This is a genomic window from Halomonas sp. SpR8 (assembly GCF_031010195.1).
In the GTDB taxonomy this organism is placed as follows: Bacteria; Pseudomonadota; Gammaproteobacteria; order Pseudomonadales; family Halomonadaceae; genus Vreelandella.
The window spans coordinates 534,214-553,288 of record NZ_JAUAMC010000002.1 but is presented as its reverse complement, the minus strand read 5'-3'; the positions used below and the strand labels follow the sequence as shown (position 1 = coordinate 553,288).

15 protein-coding genes are annotated in these 19,075 nt (G+C 56.9%); 14 read left to right on the top strand and 1 reads right to left on the bottom strand.

Annotation, left to right across the window (positions count from 1 at the left end):
* The first annotated feature begins 20 nt into the window (after window positions 1–20).
* From uppS to tilS, 14 genes are all read left to right on the top strand, one after another.
* Window positions 21–809, top strand: a complete 789-nt coding sequence (uppS, locus tag QT230_RS05860) for a polyprenyl diphosphate synthase (protein ID WP_308320645.1) — start codon at window positions 21–23, stop codon at window positions 807–809.
* Window positions 802–1,620, top strand: a complete 819-nt coding sequence (locus QT230_RS05855) for a phosphatidate cytidylyltransferase (protein WP_308320644.1) — start codon at window positions 802–804, stop codon at window positions 1,618–1,620. Before uppS ends, QT230_RS05855 begins: the two co-directional genes overlap by 8 nt.
* The gene (gene ispC / locus QT230_RS05850; protein ID WP_308320643.1) at window positions 1,617–2,825 is read left to right on the top strand and encodes a 1-deoxy-D-xylulose-5-phosphate reductoisomerase; all 1,209 of its coding nucleotides are present in this window, start codon (window positions 1,617–1,619) and stop codon (window positions 2,823–2,825) included. The genes QT230_RS05855 and ispC overlap by 4 nt, the downstream gene beginning before the upstream one ends.
* Window positions 2,826–2,872: 47 nt before the next feature.
* The gene (gene rseP, locus QT230_RS05845; protein ID WP_308320642.1) at window positions 2,873–4,231 is read left to right on the top strand and encodes an RIP metalloprotease RseP; all 1,359 of its coding nucleotides are present in this window, start codon (window positions 2,873–2,875) and stop codon (window positions 4,229–4,231) included.
* Window positions 4,232–4,331: 100 nt separating this feature from the next.
* Window positions 4,332–6,683, top strand: coding sequence for an outer membrane protein assembly factor BamA (gene bamA, locus QT230_RS05840; protein ID WP_374694442.1), 2,352 nt, complete (start codon window positions 4,332–4,334; stop codon window positions 6,681–6,683).
* Between the two features lie 74 nt (window positions 6,684–6,757).
* Complete coding sequence (locus tag QT230_RS05835) at window positions 6,758–7,255, top strand: OmpH family outer membrane protein (protein ID WP_308320641.1); 498 nt, start codon at window positions 6,758–6,760, stop codon at window positions 7,253–7,255.
* Window positions 7,256–7,310: 55 nt separating this feature from the next.
* Window positions 7,311–8,345, top strand: a complete 1,035-nt coding sequence (gene lpxD, locus QT230_RS05830) for a UDP-3-O-(3-hydroxymyristoyl)glucosamine N-acyltransferase (RefSeq protein WP_308320640.1) — start codon at window positions 7,311–7,313, stop codon at window positions 8,343–8,345.
* A 181-nt stretch (window positions 8,346–8,526) separates the two neighbouring features.
* Window positions 8,527–8,970: a 3-hydroxyacyl-ACP dehydratase FabZ gene (gene fabZ, locus QT230_RS05825; RefSeq protein ID WP_308320639.1), complete on the top strand. Its 444-nt coding sequence runs from the start codon at window positions 8,527–8,529 to the stop codon at window positions 8,968–8,970.
* Window positions 8,967–9,734, top strand: coding sequence for an acyl-ACP--UDP-N-acetylglucosamine O-acyltransferase (lpxA, locus tag QT230_RS05820; protein WP_308320638.1), 768 nt, complete (start codon window positions 8,967–8,969; stop codon window positions 9,732–9,734). Before fabZ ends, lpxA begins: the two co-directional genes overlap by 4 nt.
* A 31-nt stretch (window positions 9,735–9,765) precedes the next feature.
* On the top strand, window positions 9,766–10,938 hold the full coding sequence (gene lpxB, locus QT230_RS05815; RefSeq protein ID WP_308320779.1) for a lipid-A-disaccharide synthase: 1,173 nt from the start codon (window positions 9,766–9,768) through the stop codon (window positions 10,936–10,938).
* Window positions 10,928–11,575, top strand: coding sequence for a ribonuclease HII (rnhB, locus tag QT230_RS05810; protein WP_308320637.1), 648 nt, complete (start codon window positions 10,928–10,930; stop codon window positions 11,573–11,575). The genes lpxB and rnhB overlap by 11 nt, the downstream gene beginning before the upstream one ends.
* A 28-nt stretch (window positions 11,576–11,603) precedes the next feature.
* Entirely contained in the window at window positions 11,604–15,116 is a 3,513-nt protein-coding gene (gene dnaE, locus QT230_RS05805; protein ID WP_308320636.1) for a DNA polymerase III subunit alpha, read from the top strand.
* A gap of 120 nt (window positions 15,117–15,236) precedes the next feature.
* A complete protein-coding gene (locus QT230_RS05800) occupies window positions 15,237–16,193 on the top strand; it encodes an acetyl-CoA carboxylase carboxyltransferase subunit alpha (RefSeq protein ID WP_308320635.1) in 957 nt (318 codons plus the stop codon).
* Complete coding sequence (tilS, locus tag QT230_RS05795; RefSeq protein ID WP_308320634.1) at window positions 16,174–17,472, top strand: tRNA lysidine(34) synthetase TilS; 1,299 nt, start codon at window positions 16,174–16,176, stop codon at window positions 17,470–17,472. The genes QT230_RS05800 and tilS overlap by 20 nt, the downstream gene beginning before the upstream one ends.
* Here the strand turns inward: tilS and ppx are convergent.
* Window positions 17,447–19,000 (bottom strand): exopolyphosphatase, encoded by a 1,554-nt coding sequence (gene ppx / locus QT230_RS05790; protein WP_308320633.1) that lies wholly within the window; start codon window positions 18,998–19,000, stop codon window positions 17,447–17,449. The genes tilS and ppx overlap by 26 nt on opposite strands.
* Window positions 19,001–19,075: the final 75 nt, after the last annotated feature.

The following is a 19,075-nucleotide window of genomic DNA, read 5'->3' as shown; positions in this document are numbered from 1 at the left end:
CATTTTTGGTGCGAGAATCCATGACGCCACCGCAGCTTCCTCAAAAGCAGGCGGGTAATGTCTGCGCGCCTGTACAGGGCGGGGAGGTTCCGCCATCTCATGTTGCCATTATTATGGATGGCAATAACCGCTGGGCGCGCGCGCGTGGGCTTTCAGGGGTGCGTGGGCACCGGGCCGGGGTGGAAGCTGTACGCGCGGTGATTCAGCGCGCCGCCGAACGCGAGGTGAAAACGCTCAGCCTGTTCGCCTTTTCCAGTGAAAATTGGAAACGCCCAGCCGCAGAGGTCAACGCGCTGATGGAGCTGTTTTTGATGGCACTTAAGCGTGAAGTCAAAAAGCTCAATGAGCGTAATGTGCGCCTCTCGATTATCGGCGAGCAACGTGGTTTTTCCCACGCCATCCAAAAGCATATTCAGCGTGCTGAAGCGTTAACGGCGGATAACACGGGCATGCACCTGGTGATCGCAGCCAATTATGGCGGTCAGTGGGATATCGCCCGGGCGGCGCGCAGCTTAGCCGAACAGGTGGCAGCGGGGGAGTTGGACCCCACCGCCATCGATGAAACCTGCTTCGATAAAGCGATAGGGGTTGATGATGTGCCGCCGGTGGATCTGTGCATACGTACCAGCGGAGAGCAGCGGCTATCCAACTATATGCTTTGGCAGTTGGCCTATGCTGAACTGCACTTCTCCCCACTACTATGGCCCGATTTCGGAGCAGAGGCATTTGATGCAGCATTAAACGAATTTTGCCAGCGTCGCCGCCGCTTTGGTATGACGGACGAACAAATAGAGGCGCAAGGTGCTTAAACAGCGGATTATTACCGCAGCCTGGTTAGCACCCTTGGTGCTGGTTGGCCTGTTTGGATTAGACGGCGGCGCCTATGCGTTGTTTACAGCGCTTATCGTGCTGCTCGGCACCTGGGAGTGGGCCAACCTGGCAGGCGTTACACGGTCAGCTCAGCGCACTCTGTTAGTGGCCGCAATGGCGGGGTTGATGCTGGTCATGTGGCTGCTGGGTGGCGCCACGGCGATATGGCCGCTTTGGCTGGCCGCTGCAGGCTGGTTACTGAACCTCTATTGGGTAACCCGCTACCCCGTCGCAGGCCAGCAGTGGCAATCAACCGCAAGGCGTTTGGCGATGGGCCTGTGGGTACTGTTGCCCTGCTGGGTGGGCTTTAACATTCTGCGCGATAGTGGCAGTGTTTGGCTGCTGTTCGTACTGCTGTTGGTTTGGTGTGCGGATATTGGCGCCTATTTTGTAGGACGAAACTGGGGAAGACGTAAGTTGGCCCCTCATGTGAGTCCAGGAAAATCATGGGAAGGCGTGCTGGGCGGATTAGCAACGACCACTATTCTGGCGCTTCTCTTCGCCCTCTCGCTGTCACTGAATATGGCCGGTAGTCTCACTCTCATTGTGGTGACCGCGGTAGTGACGTTGACCTCTGTGCTTGGGGATCTGCTGGAAAGCATGCTAAAGCGCCACCGTAATATTAAAGATTCCAGTCAATTACTGCCCGGTCACGGCGGAGTATTGGATCGAATTGATAGCCTGACCGCGGCGATTCCGCTGTTTGCGCTGTTCTATATCGAAGTGCTTGTTCGGGTGCAGCCCCTATGAGTCAGCAAACGTATCAACCGTCTTTGCAGCGTATAACGGTGCTCGGGTCGACAGGCTCCATCGGCACCAGCACGCTGGATGTGATTGGCCGTCACCCTGACCGCTATGACGTTTATGCCTTGACGGCGCACACCTCCAAAGAGGCCCTACTCGCCCAGTGTTTAACGTATCGGCCAGCCGTCGCCGTGTTGGATAGCGAAGCCGATGCCACTTGGCTGCGTCTAGAACTTAAGCGTGTCGGTCAGCCAACTGAGGTGAACGCAGGGCCTGAAGCGCTTTGCGACGTCGCTCGGGATGCTAGCGTTGACTGTGTAATGGCGGCGATTGTTGGCGCTGCGGGATTACTGCCTGCGTTGGCTGCTGCCGAGGCGGGTAAGCGTGTGCTGCTGGCCAATAAAGAAGCGCTGGTGATGAGTGGCGCGCTGTTTATGGACGCCGTTTCCCGCGCTGGCGCGACGTTACTACCGATTGATTCCGAACATAATGCCATTTACCAGTGTCTACCTGCAGAGCATCGAGGTGGTTTGGCACGCCATGGCATCAGCCAATTGATGCTTACGGCCTCTGGAGGGCCGTTTCGTACCTGGAGTCAGGCTGATATTAATAACGTGACGCCCGAGCAAGCCTGCGCTCATCCTAACTGGTCAATGGGACGTAAAATTTCGGTAGATAGCGCCACGCTAATGAATAAGGGGCTGGAACTCATTGAAGCGTGTTGGCTGTTTGACGCAACTCCTGAGCAGATCCAGGTGGTGGTGCACCCTCAAAGCGTGATTCACTCCATGGCGGCGTATCAGGATGGTTCGGTGATTGCCCAGTTAGGTAATCCAGATATGCGCACGCCGATAGCCTACGGGCTTGCGTGGCCTGAGCGTATTGACGCCGGGGTCGAAACGCTGGATCTTTTCCAGGTGGCGCGGCTCGATTTTGAAGCGCCTGATGAAGCGCGTTTCCCCTGTTTAGGGCTTGCCCGCGATGCCATGCAGCAAGGCGGTATGGCGCCCGTCGTGTTAAACGCCGCTAATGAAGTCGCAGTCGACGCCTTTCTGCAGCGACGGGTTGGTTTTACAGCGATTGGGCAATTGGTGGCTGACGTCCTCTCGCGCCCCTTTCATGGCCATGTCGACAGTATTGAAAGCGTATTGGCCACCGATCAGTGGGCGCGGCAGCAGGCGCAAGAGATGGTAGCAAGGTGGTCCGCTTAAGCATTCGCTGAGCTGGGCATTAAGAGCGGGGCGTAAAGGAGTCCAGTGTGGGCCTGATACAGAATATTTTAGCGGTTATTGTCGTGCTGGGCCTATTAGTCACCTTTCATGAGTTCGGCCACTTTTGGGTGGCACGGCGCTGTGGGGTTAAGGTGCTGCGTTTTTCAGTGGGCTTTGGCAAGCCGTTATGGTCGCGGGTTGACCGTCAGGGCACTGAATTTGCCATAGCCGCTATTCCCCTGGGCGGCTATGTCAAAATGCTCGATGAGCGTGAAGCGCCGGTGCCTCACGACCAGCTCGACCAAGCGTTTAATCGCAAGACAGTATGGCAGCGCATTGCTATTGTAGCGGCAGGCCCGATTGCTAATTTTCTCCTTGCCATCGTTGCTTACTGGGCGCTGTTTGTCGCGGGTACCACGGTAGTTTCGCCGATGGTGGGGAACGTTGCACCTGATTCACCCGCCCAACAGGCAGGGCTTACACCGGGTGATGAAATTGTCGCCATTCAAGGCGATGAGATGCGCTCTTGGGAAGATGTTAACCTAAAGCTGGTGTCGATTATTGGCTTTAGCGGTGACCTAGATATCGCCGCGCGGTCCGAAGGTTCGTCAGATGCGCAGCGCTATACACTGCCTGTCACTGATTACCTGGTTCGTCAGGATCCGCCGCAGCCGCTAAAAACGCTCGGTATCACACCTTGGCAGCCTGAGTTTCCGGCTGTTTTAGGACAAGTGATAAGCGGCGAAGCCGCTGAGCAGGCGGGGCTGGCGGCGGGCGACACAATAGTGGCGATAAACGGCGAACCAGTCGATGATTGGATGCATTTTGTTAATATTGTCCGAGGCAGTCCCGGTGAAACGCTGCAACTCACTTACGAGCGAGACGGCGAACAGTCAACCGTTGCTCTCACTCCGGGGCGTAACAGCCTGGACACAGGGGTAGAGATTGGCTATATCGGTGCTGGTGCTCAGCAGGTTGAGTGGCCCGCAGAGTTTCAGCGTGAAATTCGCTATGGCCCTATCGAGGCGGTAGGCCAGTCGCTATCACGCACTGGTGAAATGACGTTACTGACCGTTGACGCTATTCGGAAGATGCTGGTTGGGCTTATTTCGCCTTCTAATTTATCGGGACCGATTACCATCGCACAGGTGTCTGGTGATTCGGCACGTGCAGGGATGGAAGCGTTTGTCGGCTTTCTAGCGTATCTTTCTATCAGCCTTGGGGTGCTTAACTTATTACCTATCCCCGTGCTCGATGGAGGTCACTTGCTTTATTATTTTATGGAGGTCGTGCGTGGACGACCAGTATCTGAAAAAACCCAAGCCGTAGGATTACGCATTGGGCTTGCCATGGTCGGCACCCTAATGTTGATGGCCCTCTATTTTGATCTGATGCGCCTGTGGTAATGACGCGTGTAGCGCGCAGGATGCCTTGTCATCTGCCTGCACAAATGTATATGGTGCCTTTCTGGAATGATCGGCAGACCAACGCGAGCGAATTGACTGCATGAAAATCAAGACCCTTGGAATGGCGGCACTTTTGCTGGCAGGCGCCAGCGGCGCCCAAGCACAATCCTTTGATGTTTCAGACATTCGAGTGGAAGGACTGCAGCGGGTATCCGCCGCCTCGGTCTTCAATGCATTTCCGGTAAGTGCCAATGAGCGCGTCAGCGAAGCTCAGCTAGCCGCTGCGGCACGCGACCTATTTGCAACGGGGCTGTTTGACGATGTTTCATTAGCCCGCGAAGGCGATGTGCTGGTTATTCAGGTCGTTGAACGGCCAACCATTGCGCGGTTAGATATAACCGGCAACGACCAGATCTCCGAAGAGGATCTGCGCAACGGTTTGCGTGAATCGGGACTCTCGGAAGGCCAGGTGTTGGAGCTCTCCACCCTGGAAGAGATTCAGCGCGAGTTGGAAGGCGTTTATCAGTCTCAAGGCCGCTACAGTGCCAGTATTGATACCGAAGTTGAAGAGGTTGATGAGGGCCGTGTTCAGGTCAATATCAATATCAACGAAGGTGAAGTCGCTAAAATTCGTCAAATCAATATCGTTGGCAACAATGCTTTCGATGACGAAACCCTGCGCGAAGTATTTGAACTTAATGACCGGCCAGGGCGTATCTTCGGCTGGTTCTCGAGCGATGAGTATTCCCGCGAAGCGCTGTCTGGCGATATTGAACGACTGCGCTCTTTCTACTTGGATCGCGGCTATGTCAACTTTGACGTTACCTCGACCCAAGTGTCGATCGGCCCGGAAAAGTCCGAAATCTTTATTACCCTCAACGTTGATGAAGGCGCCCAATATCGCGTTGGCGACATTCGCTTCGCGGGTGATCTACAGATCAGCGAAAACGAAGCTCGCCAACTGCTTACCGTCGAAGAGGGTGAAATCTTTTCTCGCAGCGATGTTAATACGTCAACCGAAGCACTGCGCCAGCGTTTAGGTGCCGAAGGCTTTGCCTTTGCTGATGTTCGGGGCGTACCTGAAATGTCAAATGATGGTGAGACGGTGGATCTGGTGATTGCCGTTGAGCCGGGCGAAAGAGCCTATGTGCGCCGTATCGAGTTCTTCGGCAATACCACGACCCAGGATGAAGTGCTGCGCCGTGAAATGACGCAGTTGGAAGGCGCGCCTGCTTCCACCGAAGCCATCACGCAGTCGCGTCAGCGCCTCGAGCGGCTGGGTTTCTTTAGCCAAGTGGAAGTTGATACCCAGCCTGTTCCGGGTGAGCCCGATCTGTTGGATGTCACCTACAGTGTTGAAGAGCAGCCCTCCGGCTCAGTCTCTGCCAGCGTGGGTTTCTCCCAAAGTGCCGGGGTAATTTACGGCGTTGGTTTGTCGCAGAATAACTTCCTGGGCACGGGTAACCGAGTCAATGTAGGCGCACAGCGCAGTGACACCTTTACCAGTGTCAACTTTGGGTTTACCGACCCCTACTGGACGCTGGATGGTATTTCGCGCGGCTACAATGTGTTTTACCGTGAAACCGACTACGCCGATTCGGATATTTCGACGTTCTCAACGGATGCTTATGGCGCTGGTATCAACTTTGGCTACCCCGTCAGCGAATTATCGCGGCTCAACTTTGGTGCCAGCGTTGAAGACCTAACGGTGAAAACCTACTTCGATACGGCCTCGGAAATTCGTCGCTATGTACAGGACGAGGGCGACAATGCGCAAAGTCTGAAGTTGACTGCCAGTTGGACACGCAACAATCTTAACCGGGGCATTATGCCGACGGACGGTAGCTATCAGCGCCTGTCAGTAGAAACTGGGGTGCCGGGCAGTGATGCGGAATATTACAAACTGCGTGCGCGTGCGCAGCAGCTTTTCCCGCTCAACGCTGATGAGTCCTTCGCGCTTAAATTTACCGGCAACGTTGGCTATGCCGATACGCTGGGTGGCGATGATCCGTTCCCGTTCTATGAGAACTTCTACGCGGGCGGCCTGGGCTCGGTTCGAGGCTACACCTCTAATACGCTTGGTCAGCGCACGACGCCAGCAACGGAAAGCGGCCGCGATCGAACTTTAGGTGGTAACGTATCGATCGAAGGCAGCGCCGAAGTCATCTTCCCGCTACCGTTTATTGAAGACCAGCGTGCGTTGCAAACATCGCTGTTCGTGGATGGCGGTAATACTTTCCTGAGCTCCTGCTACGATGTGCTTGAGGAAGATGCTGGTCGGCAACGGTGTAACTCTGGGGTTGATTTAGGTGATTTGCGCTACAGCGCCGGTATCGGTCTATCCTGGTTAACGCCGGTCGGCCCACTGACCTTTAGCGTCGCCGAACCACTTAACGATGAAAGCGGTGACGATACTCAGTTCTTCCAGTTCTCGCTAGGCCAAACGTTCTAACGGCCAATCGTTCTGATTTTGCTAGATCGCGTGCCATGGTGGCGCGCGCTAGCGTGACCTAAGGAGTTAACACGATGCGTAAGCTAACAGCGGTAGTCTGCCTGTTGGGCGCGATGGCCTTGCCTGCTCATGCCGCGGAAGTGGCGGTGCTGGATTGGCGAGCAGCGTTGATGAATACCCAGTCTGCGCAAACGTCACTGAGCAGCTTAGAAGGGCAAATCGGTAATCAGCAGCGCGAAGCGGAGAGCCTGGGTAATGAGCTACAGCAGTTACAGCAGCGCCTACAGAATGAAGGCGAAACCATGGCCCAGTCTCAGCGTGAGTCGCTGATTAGCGAATTACAGCAGAAAGGCAGTCGTTTTGAGCAGCTTCGTCGAGAAGTTGTGCAAGCGCAGCAGAACTCCGAACAGCAGTTTTTAGAGGGCGCAGAGCCCAAGCTGGAGCGAGCCGTCGCGCAGGTGCTGGAGCGTCACGGGATTGATGTGCTGGTTGAGCCCCAGGGCGTACTGCACTCAGGGGTAGATCTGCCCAACGTGACTGACGAAGTCACCCAGATATTCGATTCACTCTAAACAATTTAATGACGCTGGGCGCGGCGTTTCCGCCCCGGCGCTTCCCTGGGTTCCCATGACGCAAGCTTCTCATCACCTCACTCTTGCAGATATTGCGCGCCATTTGGGCATCGCCTTTAACGGCGATGGCCAGCAGCCAATTCGTGGTCTGGCGACGCTAAAAGAAGCGCAGCCGGATCAAGTGGCTTTCTTGGCCAACCGCGCCTATTTGAAAGATTTGGCGACGACTCAGGCAGCGGCGGTATTGCTACATCCTGAGCATGGCAAACACTGCCCCGTAGCGCGTCTGGAAATTGACAACCCTTATCTAGGCTATGCCAAGCTATCGCAGCTGTTCGACCCGTTGCCCGCCCGCGACGTTATTGGCATCCATCCCACTGCAATAGTGGCGGACAGCGTTCAGCTAGGCGCCGATGTGTCCATTCAAGCTCACGCCGTCATTGAAGCGGGCGTAGTGTTAGGTGACCGCGTCGTGATTGGTGCTGGCAGCGTGGTGGGGGCTGATAGCACTATCGGTGAAGCAACGCGTTTGCATGCCAACGTGACCCTGTGTCATGGCGTAGTGATCGGCAAACGCGCGATCTTGCAAAGCGGTTGCGTGATTGGCGGTGACGGCTTTGGTTTTGCCCACGACGGTGCTGGCTGGCATAAGATCGCCCAGTTGGGTGGCGTTGTATTGGGTGATGACGTGGAAGTGGGCAGCTGTTCGAGCATCGATCGTGGTGCGCTGGGTGATACGGTGATTGGCAATGACGTCAAAATTGATAGTCAGGTACAAATTGCCCATAACGTCATCATTGGCGATCATAGCGCGTTAGCAGGCTGCGTGGGGATTGCTGGCTCCACCAAGGTAGGCAAGCACTGTATGCTAGGGGGCGGGGTGGGTTTATCGGGCCACCTGACGATCTGCGATGGCGTTCAGGTGACGGGAATGAGCCTTGTCACCAACTCAATCCATGAGCCTGGGGTCTACTCTTCCGGTACTGGTGCCATGGCCAATATCCAGTGGCGCAAAAATGCGGTGCGATTTAAACAGCTAGACGATATCGCTAAGCGTTTGGCGCGATTGGAAAAGAAGCAGCGAGATTAGTGGGCAAGTTGTGGTTATAGTTGAATGATTTACCCGCTGTTGGATTGAGGTTAAACAGCAACGCTTTATAATCCACAACCTTTTGACCAGCAAACGTGCTGGTATTTGCCTGACTCTCTTTAAGAGTTAATCCGGTCTTTAAGAGTTAATCAGGTTTTTGTCATTTATAGAGGTCGTTACGATGGTTATGGATATCAATGAAATTCGCGAATACTTGCCCCACCGTTACCCGTTTTTGCTGGTGGATCGAGTAACGCAATTAACCATCGGCGAATCTATCGTTGGCTACAAAAACGTCAGCATCAATGAGCCATTTTTTAACGGCCATTTTCCGCATCACCCGATTATGCCCGGCGTGCTTGTGGTTGAGGCTCTGGCCCAAGTATGTGGTATTCTCGGTTTCAAAACAGTCAATAAATTACCCGCTGACGGCTATGTTTACTACTTGGTTGGTAGCGATAAAGTGCGCTTTAAGCGCCCAGTGATGCCGGGTGACAAACTTACCTTGGAGGCCGACGTTATTAAAGGCAAACGGGGTATCTGGAAATTTGCCTGTCGCGCTTCGGTTGACGGCGAGTTAGCCTGCGAAGCGGAAATCATTTGTGCCGAGAGGAAGGTGGCTTGATACATCCTACTGCCCTGGTCGACTCGACGGCGCGGCTTGCCGAAAACGTTGAGGTAGGCCCTTTTAGCATCATTGGCCCCGACGTTATGATCGGCGCGGATTCGGTTATCGGCCCCCATGTGGTGGTCAAAGGCCCCACCACACTGGGTGAGCGCACGCGGATCTTTCAGTTCGCCTCGGTAGGCGAAGACTGCCAGGATAAAAAGTACGCAGGCGAGCCCACGCGGTTAGTCATGGGCGATGATAACGTCATCCGCGAGGGCGCCACGATTCACCGTGGCACCGTTCAGGATCGCAGTGAAACCACCATTGGTTCGCGCAACCTGTTTATGGCTTATGTGCATGTCGGCCATGACTGTGTGATTGGTAACGACTGCATTCTGGCCAATCAGGTCACTCTGGCGGGTCACGTTACCGTTGGCGATCACGCCATCCTCGGGGGCCTGGCGGCGGTGCATCAGTTCTGCCATTTTGGCGACCACGCCATGGCCGGCGGTGGCTCGATTATTACCAAAGACACCCCTGCCTATATCATGATTAATGGTAACCCTGCCGAAGCGCGGGGCCTTAATTTGGTGGGCTTAAAGCGCCGTGGCTTTAGCCGCGACGCGATTAACGCCTTAACCGCCGCCTATAAAATGGTCTACCGCCAAGGGCTAACCACTGAGCAGGCGCTGGTCGAAATGCGTAGCCGTTTTGATCTGCCCGAAATCGAGCACTTTGCCGCCTCTATTGAGCGTTCGACCCGCGGCATTACCCGCTAACCCATGCTAATCCGGCTGTGATCTTGCAATGATGACCCTGCAACGCGTCTATCTGGTCGCCGGGGAGCTCTCCGGCGATATTCTTGGTGCCGGGCTGATGCGTGAACTCAAAGTACGCCATCCCAACGTCGAGTTTCGTGGTATCGGCGGGCCGCGTATGCAGGCAGAAGGCATGGAAAGCCGCTTTCCATTAGAGACCCTCGCGGTGATGGGGTTGGTTGAAGTGCTCAAGCACCTCCCCGAACTGATCCGTGTACGGCGCACCCTTAAAGCCGAAGCGCTGGCCTGGCAGCCTGATATTATGCTGGGTATCGATGCGCCGGACTTCAATTTAGGCCTGGAACGCCAGCTTCGCGAAGCGGGTATTGCCACTGCTCATTACGTGAGTCCTTCTGTGTGGGCATGGCGTCAGGGGCGGGTAAAAGGCATCGCCAAGTCGGTCGACGGTATGTTGACACTGCTGCCGTTTGAAGCCGCCTTCTATCGTGAACATCGAGTGCCCGTCGCCTTTGTGGGCCATCCCCTGGCCGACGAAATGGCGCTGGAAAATGACCGTGTTGCCACCCGGCAGGCGTTGGAGCTGGCGCCTGATTGCCAGGTGTTGGCGCTGCTGCCCGGCTCCCGGGCCAACGAAATTCGTTTTTTGGGCGACACCTTTCTTGCTGCGGTCGCCCAGCTCTGCCAGCGTCACCCGGCGCTTCAGGTGGTTATTCCCGCGGCTACCGCTGATCGCCGCCGTGAAATTAGTGTGCTGCTGGCCAACTACCCGCAGCTGGCCGAGTGCACGACGCTGCTCGATGGCCAGGCCCGCGAAGCGATGGTCGCGAGTGATGTCGTACTGCTGGCCTCTGGTACCGCTGCGCTGGAAGCCATGCTGTGTCACCGTAGCATGCTGGTGGCTTACAAAATGGCCCCGGCCACCCACTGGCTGGCCAAGCGAATGGTCAAAACCCAGTGGGTATCGCTGCCCAATTTGATTGCCCAGGAGACGCTGGTGCCTGAGCTGATTCAGGAGGCCGCCTCAGCAGAGGCGATTGCCGACCAGCTCAGCGCTATGCTGGCGGACGAAAATAGCCGCCATGCCTTGGAAACGCGCTTTGCCGAGATGCATGCTACGCTCCAGCGCAACGCCAGCCGCCGTGCCGCCGAAGCGATTAGTCTGCTGGCAGCGGGCCAGCCGTTGGAGGCTGCTGATGGAAAATAACGACATGGCCATTGAGCACTGGTTGATTGACCACAAGGATTTTCCAACCCTTGAGATTGCCTATAGCGGTGAGCGACTGGCCGGGGTGGATGAAGTGGGTCGCGGGCCGTTGATCGGCAGCGTGGTGGCCGCCGCGGTGATTCTTGACCCCGCTCAGCCCATTGAAGGCCTTACTGATTCTAAAAAACTCACTGCACGCAAGCGAGAAACGCTGGATAGTCAGATCCGTGAACGGGCGTTAGCCTTTGCCGTGGCAGAAGCCAGCGCGGCCGAGGTGGATGCGCTGAATATCTACCACGCCACCCATTTAGCCATGCGTCGGGCGATTGATGGGCTGACACCCGCAGCGGAATATCTACTCGTCGATGGCAACAAGTTACCCGGCCATCGGCTGCCAGGCCAGGCGGTGGTGAAGGGCGACTCACGCCACTGCGCCATTGCCGCGGCGTCGATTTTGGCTAAAGTCGCTCGCGATGCCCAAATGGTAACGCTGGATATGCGCTATCCTGAGTATGGCTTTGCGCGCCATAAGGGGTATCCCACCAAAGAGCATCTCGCCGCGCTTGCCGCTCATGGGCCCTTGCCAGATCACCGCCGCAGTTTTGCGCCTGTTCAGCGTCAGCTAGCGCTGCTTTAAGCCTGTTTATTTATTTAGCGAGAGTGTTATGACGGTACCGTTTGTTCATCTGCGTTTGCACAGTGAATACTCCCTGGTCGATGGCTTGGTGAAGCTTAAATCGCTGGTGAGTACCACGGCGGAACGAGCGATGCCAGCGCTGGCTTTGACCGATGAAGCCAACCTGTTCGGCTTGGTGAAGTTCTATAAAGCCGCCCAGGGGGCGGGCCTGAAACCGATTATTGGCAGCGATTTATGGCTGCACAATCCCCACGACGAGTCGCACCCTTATCGGCTAACGCTGCTGGCGATGAACGACGTTGGCTACCGCAACCTCACCGAGCTGATCTCCAAGGGCTGGACGCACGGCCAGCGCCAGGGGCGCGCGATTCTCGATAAGCAGTGGGTGCTGGAACAGAGTGAGGGCTTGATTGCGCTCTCCGGTGCCCGGGAGGGTGAGATTGGCCGCCACCTGCTATCTGATCACGAACAGGATGCCCGGGTGCTGCTGCAAGAGTGGCAGGCGGCGTTTCCCGAACGCTTTTACCTGGAGCTGGTTCGCACTGGCCGCCCGCTGGAAGAGGCCTGCGTTCACGCCAGCGTGAAGCTGGCCATTGAGACCGGCACGCCGGTGGTGGCGACCAACGACGTGCGTTTTTTGGAGCGCGATGATTTTTGGGCGCATGAAACCCGCGTGGCCATCGGCGAAGGCAAAGCGCTGGATGACCCGCGCCGCGAACGCCGCTACACCGAAGAGCAGTACCTAAAAAGCCCCGACGAGATGGCGGCGCTGTTCTCGGATATTCCCGAAGCGCTGGAAAACAGCGTCATGATCGCCGAGCGCTGCAGCGTTGACGTACGCCTGGGCGAGATTTTCCTGCCCGAGTTTGGCATCCCCGAAGGCATGACCCAGGACGAGTTCTTCCGCAAGGTCTCCCACGACGGGTTAACCGAGCGGTTGGATTTTCTGTTTCCCACCGAGCGCTACCCCCGTGACAGTGAAGAGTACCAGGCAATCGACCAGCGCTACCGCGACCGGCTGGAGTTCGAGCTCAACGTTATTATCCAGATGGGCTTCCCTGGCTACTTCCTGATCGTGATGGACTTTATCCAGTGGGCCAAGGACAACAGCGTGCCGGTAGGCCCAGGGCGTGGCTCCGGTGCCGGTTCGCTGGTGGCCTACGCGCAAAAGATCACCGATCTGGATCCGATCGGTTACGACCTGCTGTTCGAGCGCTTTCTTAACCCTGAACGTGTCTCGATGCCCGACTTTGACGTCGACTTCTGCATGGAGAAGCGCGACAAGGTGATTGAGTACGTGGCCGAGCGTTATGGCCGGAATGCGGTCTCGCAGATTGTCACCTTTGGCACTATGGCGGCCAAGGCTGTGGTGCGTGACGTGGCCCGCGCCCAGGGGCGTCCCTATTCGTTGGGCGACAAGCTCTCCAAGCTGATTCCCTTTGAAGTGGGCATGACCCTGGCCAAAGCGATTGAGCAGGAGCCCGCGCTTAAAGAATTTATCGGCAACGACGACGAAGCCGAAGAGATATGGGAGATGGCGCTCAAACTAGAGGGCACCACTCGCGGTACTGGTAAACACGCCGGTGGGGTGGTTATCGCTCCCACCAAGCTGACCGATTTTTCGCCGCTGCTCTGCGATGAAGACGGCTCCGGCTTGGTCGTTCAGTTTGATAAAAACGACATTGAAGAGGCCGGGCTGGTTAAGTTTGACTTCCTGGGCCTGCGTACGCTGACGATTATCGACTGGGCGCTGGAGATGGTCGATAAGGTACGCGATGTAAATGGTCAGGGGCCGCTCAATATCGAGAGTATCCCGCTGGATGACGCGCCCACCTTTGAGATGCTCAAGCGCGCTGAAACCACCGCGGTCTTCCAGCTTGAATCCCGCGGCATGAAGGAGCTGATCAAGCGCCTGCTGCCCGACTCCCTGGACGACATGATCGCCCTGGTAGCGCTGTTCCGCCCCGGCCCCTTGCAGTCGGGCATGGTCGACGACTTTATTAACCGTAAGCACGGCCGGGCCGAAGTCTCTTATCCCCACCCGGATTACCAGCATGAGCTGTTGAAACCGGTGCTGGCGCCCACCTACGGCATTATTCTCTACCAAGAGCAGGTCATGCAGATCGCTCAGGTGATGGCAGGTTACAGCCTCGGCCAGGCCGATATGCTGCGCCGCGCCATGGGTAAGAAAAAGCCCGAAGAGATGGCCAAGCAGCGCGATGGCTTTATGGAGGGTTGCGCCGCTAACGGGATTGATAAAGACCTGGCCGGTAACATCTTCGACCTGGTGGAAAAATTCGCCGGCTACGGCTTTAACAAGTCGCACTCGGCCGCCTACGCGCTGGTGTCTTACCAAACCGCATGGTTGAAAGCTCACTATCCAGGGCCCTTTATGGCCGCCGTTATGTCCACGGAAATGGATAACCTGGATAAAGTGGTACCGCTGATTGAGGAGTGCCGCAACCTCCGACTCACCGTGACCCCGCCGAACGTCAACGTGGGTGGCTACAAGTTTACCGTCGATAGCGATGCGCGGGTGGTGTATGGGTTAGGCGCGATTCGTGGCGTGGGCGAAGGCCCGATTGGCGCCATTGTCGAAGCCCGTGAGACAGACGGCCCGTTCAAGGATATCTTCGATTTCTGTCGCCGCATTGATCCCAAACGGATGAATAAGCGCACCCTGGAAGCGCTGATTCGCTCTGGCGCGCTGGATACTCTAGGCCCCAACCGTGCAGTGCTGTTCGCGGCAATGGAAGACGCGCTTAAAGCCGCCGCTCAGAACCATACCAATCAGAACCTGGGAATGCTGGACATGTTTGGGGATGCGTTCGCCGCTGACGAGGAAGGCGACGGCGACAGTAACGTTTACGCCGAATATATCAACGCCCGCGAGTGGACCGACCGCGAACGGCTCTCAGGGGAGAAAGATACTCTGGGGCTTTATCTCACGGGCCACCCGATCGACGAGTACGAGCGGGAATTAAAGCGTTTTGTATCGACGCGGATCAGCGACTTAAAACCCTCCCGCGACCCCCAACGGGTGGCCGGGCTAGTGGTCGGCGTGCGCACCATGAAGTCCAAGCGTGGCGATACCATGGCGTTTATTACCCTGGATGACCGCACTGGGCGTATTGAAGCCTCGCTATTTGGGGAGCTATTTGAGCAGTTGCGTGGTCAGATTGAGGCCGATCAGGTGTTGATCGTCGAGGGCGAAGTCTCCAGCGATGAATTCTCCGGCGGCCTGCGCCTGCGCGGCAAAGACGTCACGCCAATGGTGACGGCGCGTATTCGCTATGGCCAAGCGGTGGAGCTGGCGCTGGATGCAGGGCTGATCAATGGCCGTTTAATTGAAACCCTGCGCGATAGCCTGACGCCGTATCGCGATCAAGAGGGGTTGCCAGTACGCCTGCAGTACCGCCACCCAGCAGCGGTCGCCTGGCTAGAGCTCGATGATGAGTGGAAGGTCGCGCCTAGCGACGATCTACTGCTAGCGTTGCGGGATGTTCAGGGACAGGCAGGTGTGCAACTTCGTTATCGTTAAAAGACTGATGGGGCGGGCACTCAACTTGCGTGGCTGGGTCAGGGTGCGATAATGCGCTTTATTCTCTTTAATTCTTATCAATGTATATTTTGATCAGGCTTCTTTCTATAGGCAGCGCCGATGAATCCTAATTATCTCGATTTTGAACAGCCGATTGCCGAACTTCAGGCAAAAATTGAGGAGCTGCGCTTAGTCAGTTCCGATAGCCAAGTCAACCTTTCTGACGAGATTGCTCGGCTGGAAGAGAAGAGCCGTAAGCTGACGGCATCAATCTTCAAGGATTTGACTCCCTGGCAGGTTTCGCAGCTTTCTCGGCACCCTCAGCGCCCTTATACGCTGGACTATCTCGAACACATCTTCACCGACTTCGACGAACTGCACGGTGATCGCAACTTCGCCGATGATGCCGCGCTAGTCGGTGGCATCGCACGCTTGAACGATGCGCCGGTGATGGTCATTGGTCATCAAAAAGGCCGCGATGTAAAAGAGAAAGTGCGCCGCAACTTCGGCATGCCGCGCCCAGAAGGCTACCGCAAAGCGTGCCGCCTGATGGAAATGGCCGAGCGCTTTAAAATGCCGATTCTGACCTTTATCGATACCCCAGGCGCCTACCCAGGTATCGATGCCGAAGAGCGCGGTCAGTCAGAAGCGATCGCCTACAACCTGGCCGTTATGTCGCGGCTAAAAACGCCGATTATCTCGACGGTGGTGGGCGAGGGCGGCTCCGGCGGCGCGCTGGCCATTGGCGTCTGCGATGAGCTGCAAATGCTGCAGTACTCCACCTATTCGGTCATCTCGCCGGAAGGCTGTGCCTCTATTCTGTGGAAGAGTGCCGCCAAAGCCTCCGACGCCGCCCAGGCCATGGGGATTACCGCCGAGCGCCTAAAAACGCTTGGGTTTGTGGATACGCTAATTAAAGAGCCGCTGGGTGGATCCCACCGCCATCCGCTGACCACCTCCGAACGGGTTAAAGAGGCGCTGACCGCTAGCCTGGAACGTCTGCAGGCGTTGGACACCGACGCACTGCTAGAGCGCCGCTACAAGCGTTTAATGAGCTATGGCGCCTCAGCCGCTTAACACGCTTGAAAGGTTACTCAACGACGCCTTGGCGGAAACCCCGCCGGGGCGCTCTATTTGGGTGGCGCTCTCCGGTGGACTCGACTCCAGCCTGCTGCTTACCTTAGCTGCGGTGGTTTGCCAACCAGCAGGCCGCCCCCTGCGCGCCATTCATATCAACCATGGCCTTCAGGCAGCAGCAGCCACATTCGAAGAGCAGTGTAAAACCCTCTGCGAGCGATTGAACGTTCCGCTATCGGTGAAGAGCGTGGCGGTGGATGCCCAAGGTGAAGGCGTGGAAGGCGCGGCCCGTAACGCCCGCTACGCGGCCTTTTTTGCCGCCATTCCCGCCGGCGACACGCTTTGGCTAGCCCAGCACCAGGATGATCAGGCGGAAACCTTTCTGCTCGCGGCCCTACGCGGCAGCGGTGCGCGTGGTTTGGCGAGCATGCCTTATCGCCGCGATGCCGAAGGCGTCACCCTGGTGCGCCCCTGGTTAACGACGCCTCGGGCCTCGCTTGAAGCCGCGGCGCAGTCGCTCGACCTGACATGGTGCGAAGACCCTACCAACACCGACCTCAGCCTCGATCGCAACCGTTTGCGCCACGCAGTGCTGCCAGCAATCGAAACACGCTGGCCCGATGCGGCGGGGGCTTTGGCACAAAGCGCACGCCATGCCGGAGAAGCCGATCGTCTGCTGGTAGAATACGCGGAGCAAGAGCTCCAAACGTTACTAAGTGGCACCAGTAGCATTGATGCCGCCGCTCTGAGCTCGCGTTCTCGTCCCCGCCAACGGCTGCTGGTGCGCACGCTTTGCCAACAGCAGAGCCTGTCAACGCCGCCGCAAAAGCGTTTAGAGAGCCTGTTGGATCAACTGAAAGCCAAACCAGATGCAGCCGTATGCATTGAGTGGCCGGGTGCTCAGGCGCGCGTATGGCGTCAGCGGCTCTACCTGATGACGCCCCTCGAACCACTCCCGCCTTGGCAGGTGGATTGGAATGGTCATGCGCCGCTAGATACCCCCCTAGGCCCACTCGGCTGGAAGATAGCGTCATCACAAACGCTACCTCAACCGCTGAGAGCCACCTGGCGACAGGGTGGAGAGGTTATTCAACTGCCCAATCGAGGGCGGCGTGATCTCAAGCGGCTGTTACAAGAGGCTAAGGTGCCGCCCTGGGAACGCGAGCGGCTGGTGGTCATTATGCAGGCTGATGCGTGTATTGGGGTGATCCGTCCCCCTGCTCAGTTGCTATATCAAGCAGAGGGGGCCCTGTTTACCCGTCTGACTTCGCCTGTTTAACCACCAGCTTAAACCCCGCAGCTTCCATAAACGCCTGCTCCTGCTCCAAATCGGTGCTGAGTAGCGTGGGTTCATCGCTGGCAGGCAGGGTAATTGTCAGGCTATTGCTGTCAGCGCTGATCTCCGGTAGCGGTGGGGCAGTTTCAGGGCGCGAATGGTTGAGCAGCACGGCTAAACGTAGCAGCCGGGCGAGCTTTTGGGTGACCGACTGCTGCGCCACGGGCAACGCCTGCCACTCCTTAAGCGGAAATTTGCGCCGGTGGGCACGCACTAAAAACGCCAGTTGGCGCTGTTCAGGGCGTGAAAAACCGGCCAGGTCAGAGTGCTCCAGCAGGTAAGCGCCGTGGCGATGGAACTGGCTGTGAGAGATTGCCAGGCCGATTTCGTGCACGTGGCATGCCCACTGCATGTAGCGGCCTTGTTCAGAGCTTAGCGACCATGCCTGGTGCACCTGATCAAACAGGCGCTCTGCGGTGTCGGCAACGTTAAGTCCTTGGCGCGTATCTACATCGTAGGTGCGCTTTAGCGACTCCAGGCTCTTGGAGCGCGAGTCTTCCGCCGTATTGCGCCCGGCCATGTCGTAGAGCACGCCTTCGCGCAGGGCGCCATCTGCATAGCGCATCTGGGATAGATCAAAGGCTTCAAAAATCGCCCCAAGAATGGCAATACCCGCCGGGAAGACTTTAGCGCGGTCGGCTTTAAGGCCGTCCAACGCTACTTTGTCCAACTGTTTGCACTTCAATAGGCGTTCGCGCAGCTTCTTTAAGCCACTACGGGTAATAACACCTTCCGTAGTCGTATCGCCGTAAGCAAACAGCACGCTGGCGGCGGCTTTGATCGTGCCGCTTGATCCCACCGGATCATCCCAACCCAGACGTTGATAAGGGCGCTGAATATTGGCGAGCTCCGAAAGGGCGGCTAGCTCTGCACGGCGCATGCGCTTTTCGTTTAATTCGCCGTCGGGGAAGAAGCGTCGAGAAAAGGTCACGCAGCCCATACGCAGGCTTTCCAGTGCTTTGGGCTCGAAGGCTTCGCCGATAATAAATTCGGTCGAACCGCCGCCAATATCGACGATTAATCGGCGGCCATTTTCCGCCAGCGCATGGGCGGCACCTAAATAAATCAGTCGGGCCTCTTCTCGGCCGGCAATAATTTCGATGGCGTGCCCTAGCTGAGCCTCGGCGCGCTCGATAAATGCCTGGCTATTATGTGCATCGCGTAAGGCGTTAGTGCCGACGATGCGCAAATTAGCATCGGTAATGTCGCTTAAAAACGGCGCAAAGCGGCCCAGGCAGTCCAGCGCGCGCTGCATCGCCTCTTCGCTGAGCCGGCCGTCATCGTCTAAACCTGCGGCTAGCTGCACCTTTTCACCCAAGCGGGCCACCACTTGAAGGCGTTCATGCTGGTAGTTGGCCACCAGTAGGTGAAAGCTGTTGGAGCCCAGGTCAATAGCGGCTAAGCGCTGCGGTGCACCGCTGTCTGCCTCAATGCGAGAGGCGTCAATGGGGAGCGAAATATCCTTGGGCATGAGCATTCCTTGGTGTTATCTGTGCCAAGGTTGCGGTGACCTTTATCCATTGTCAATTGCCAAAGGCTTGCGTTT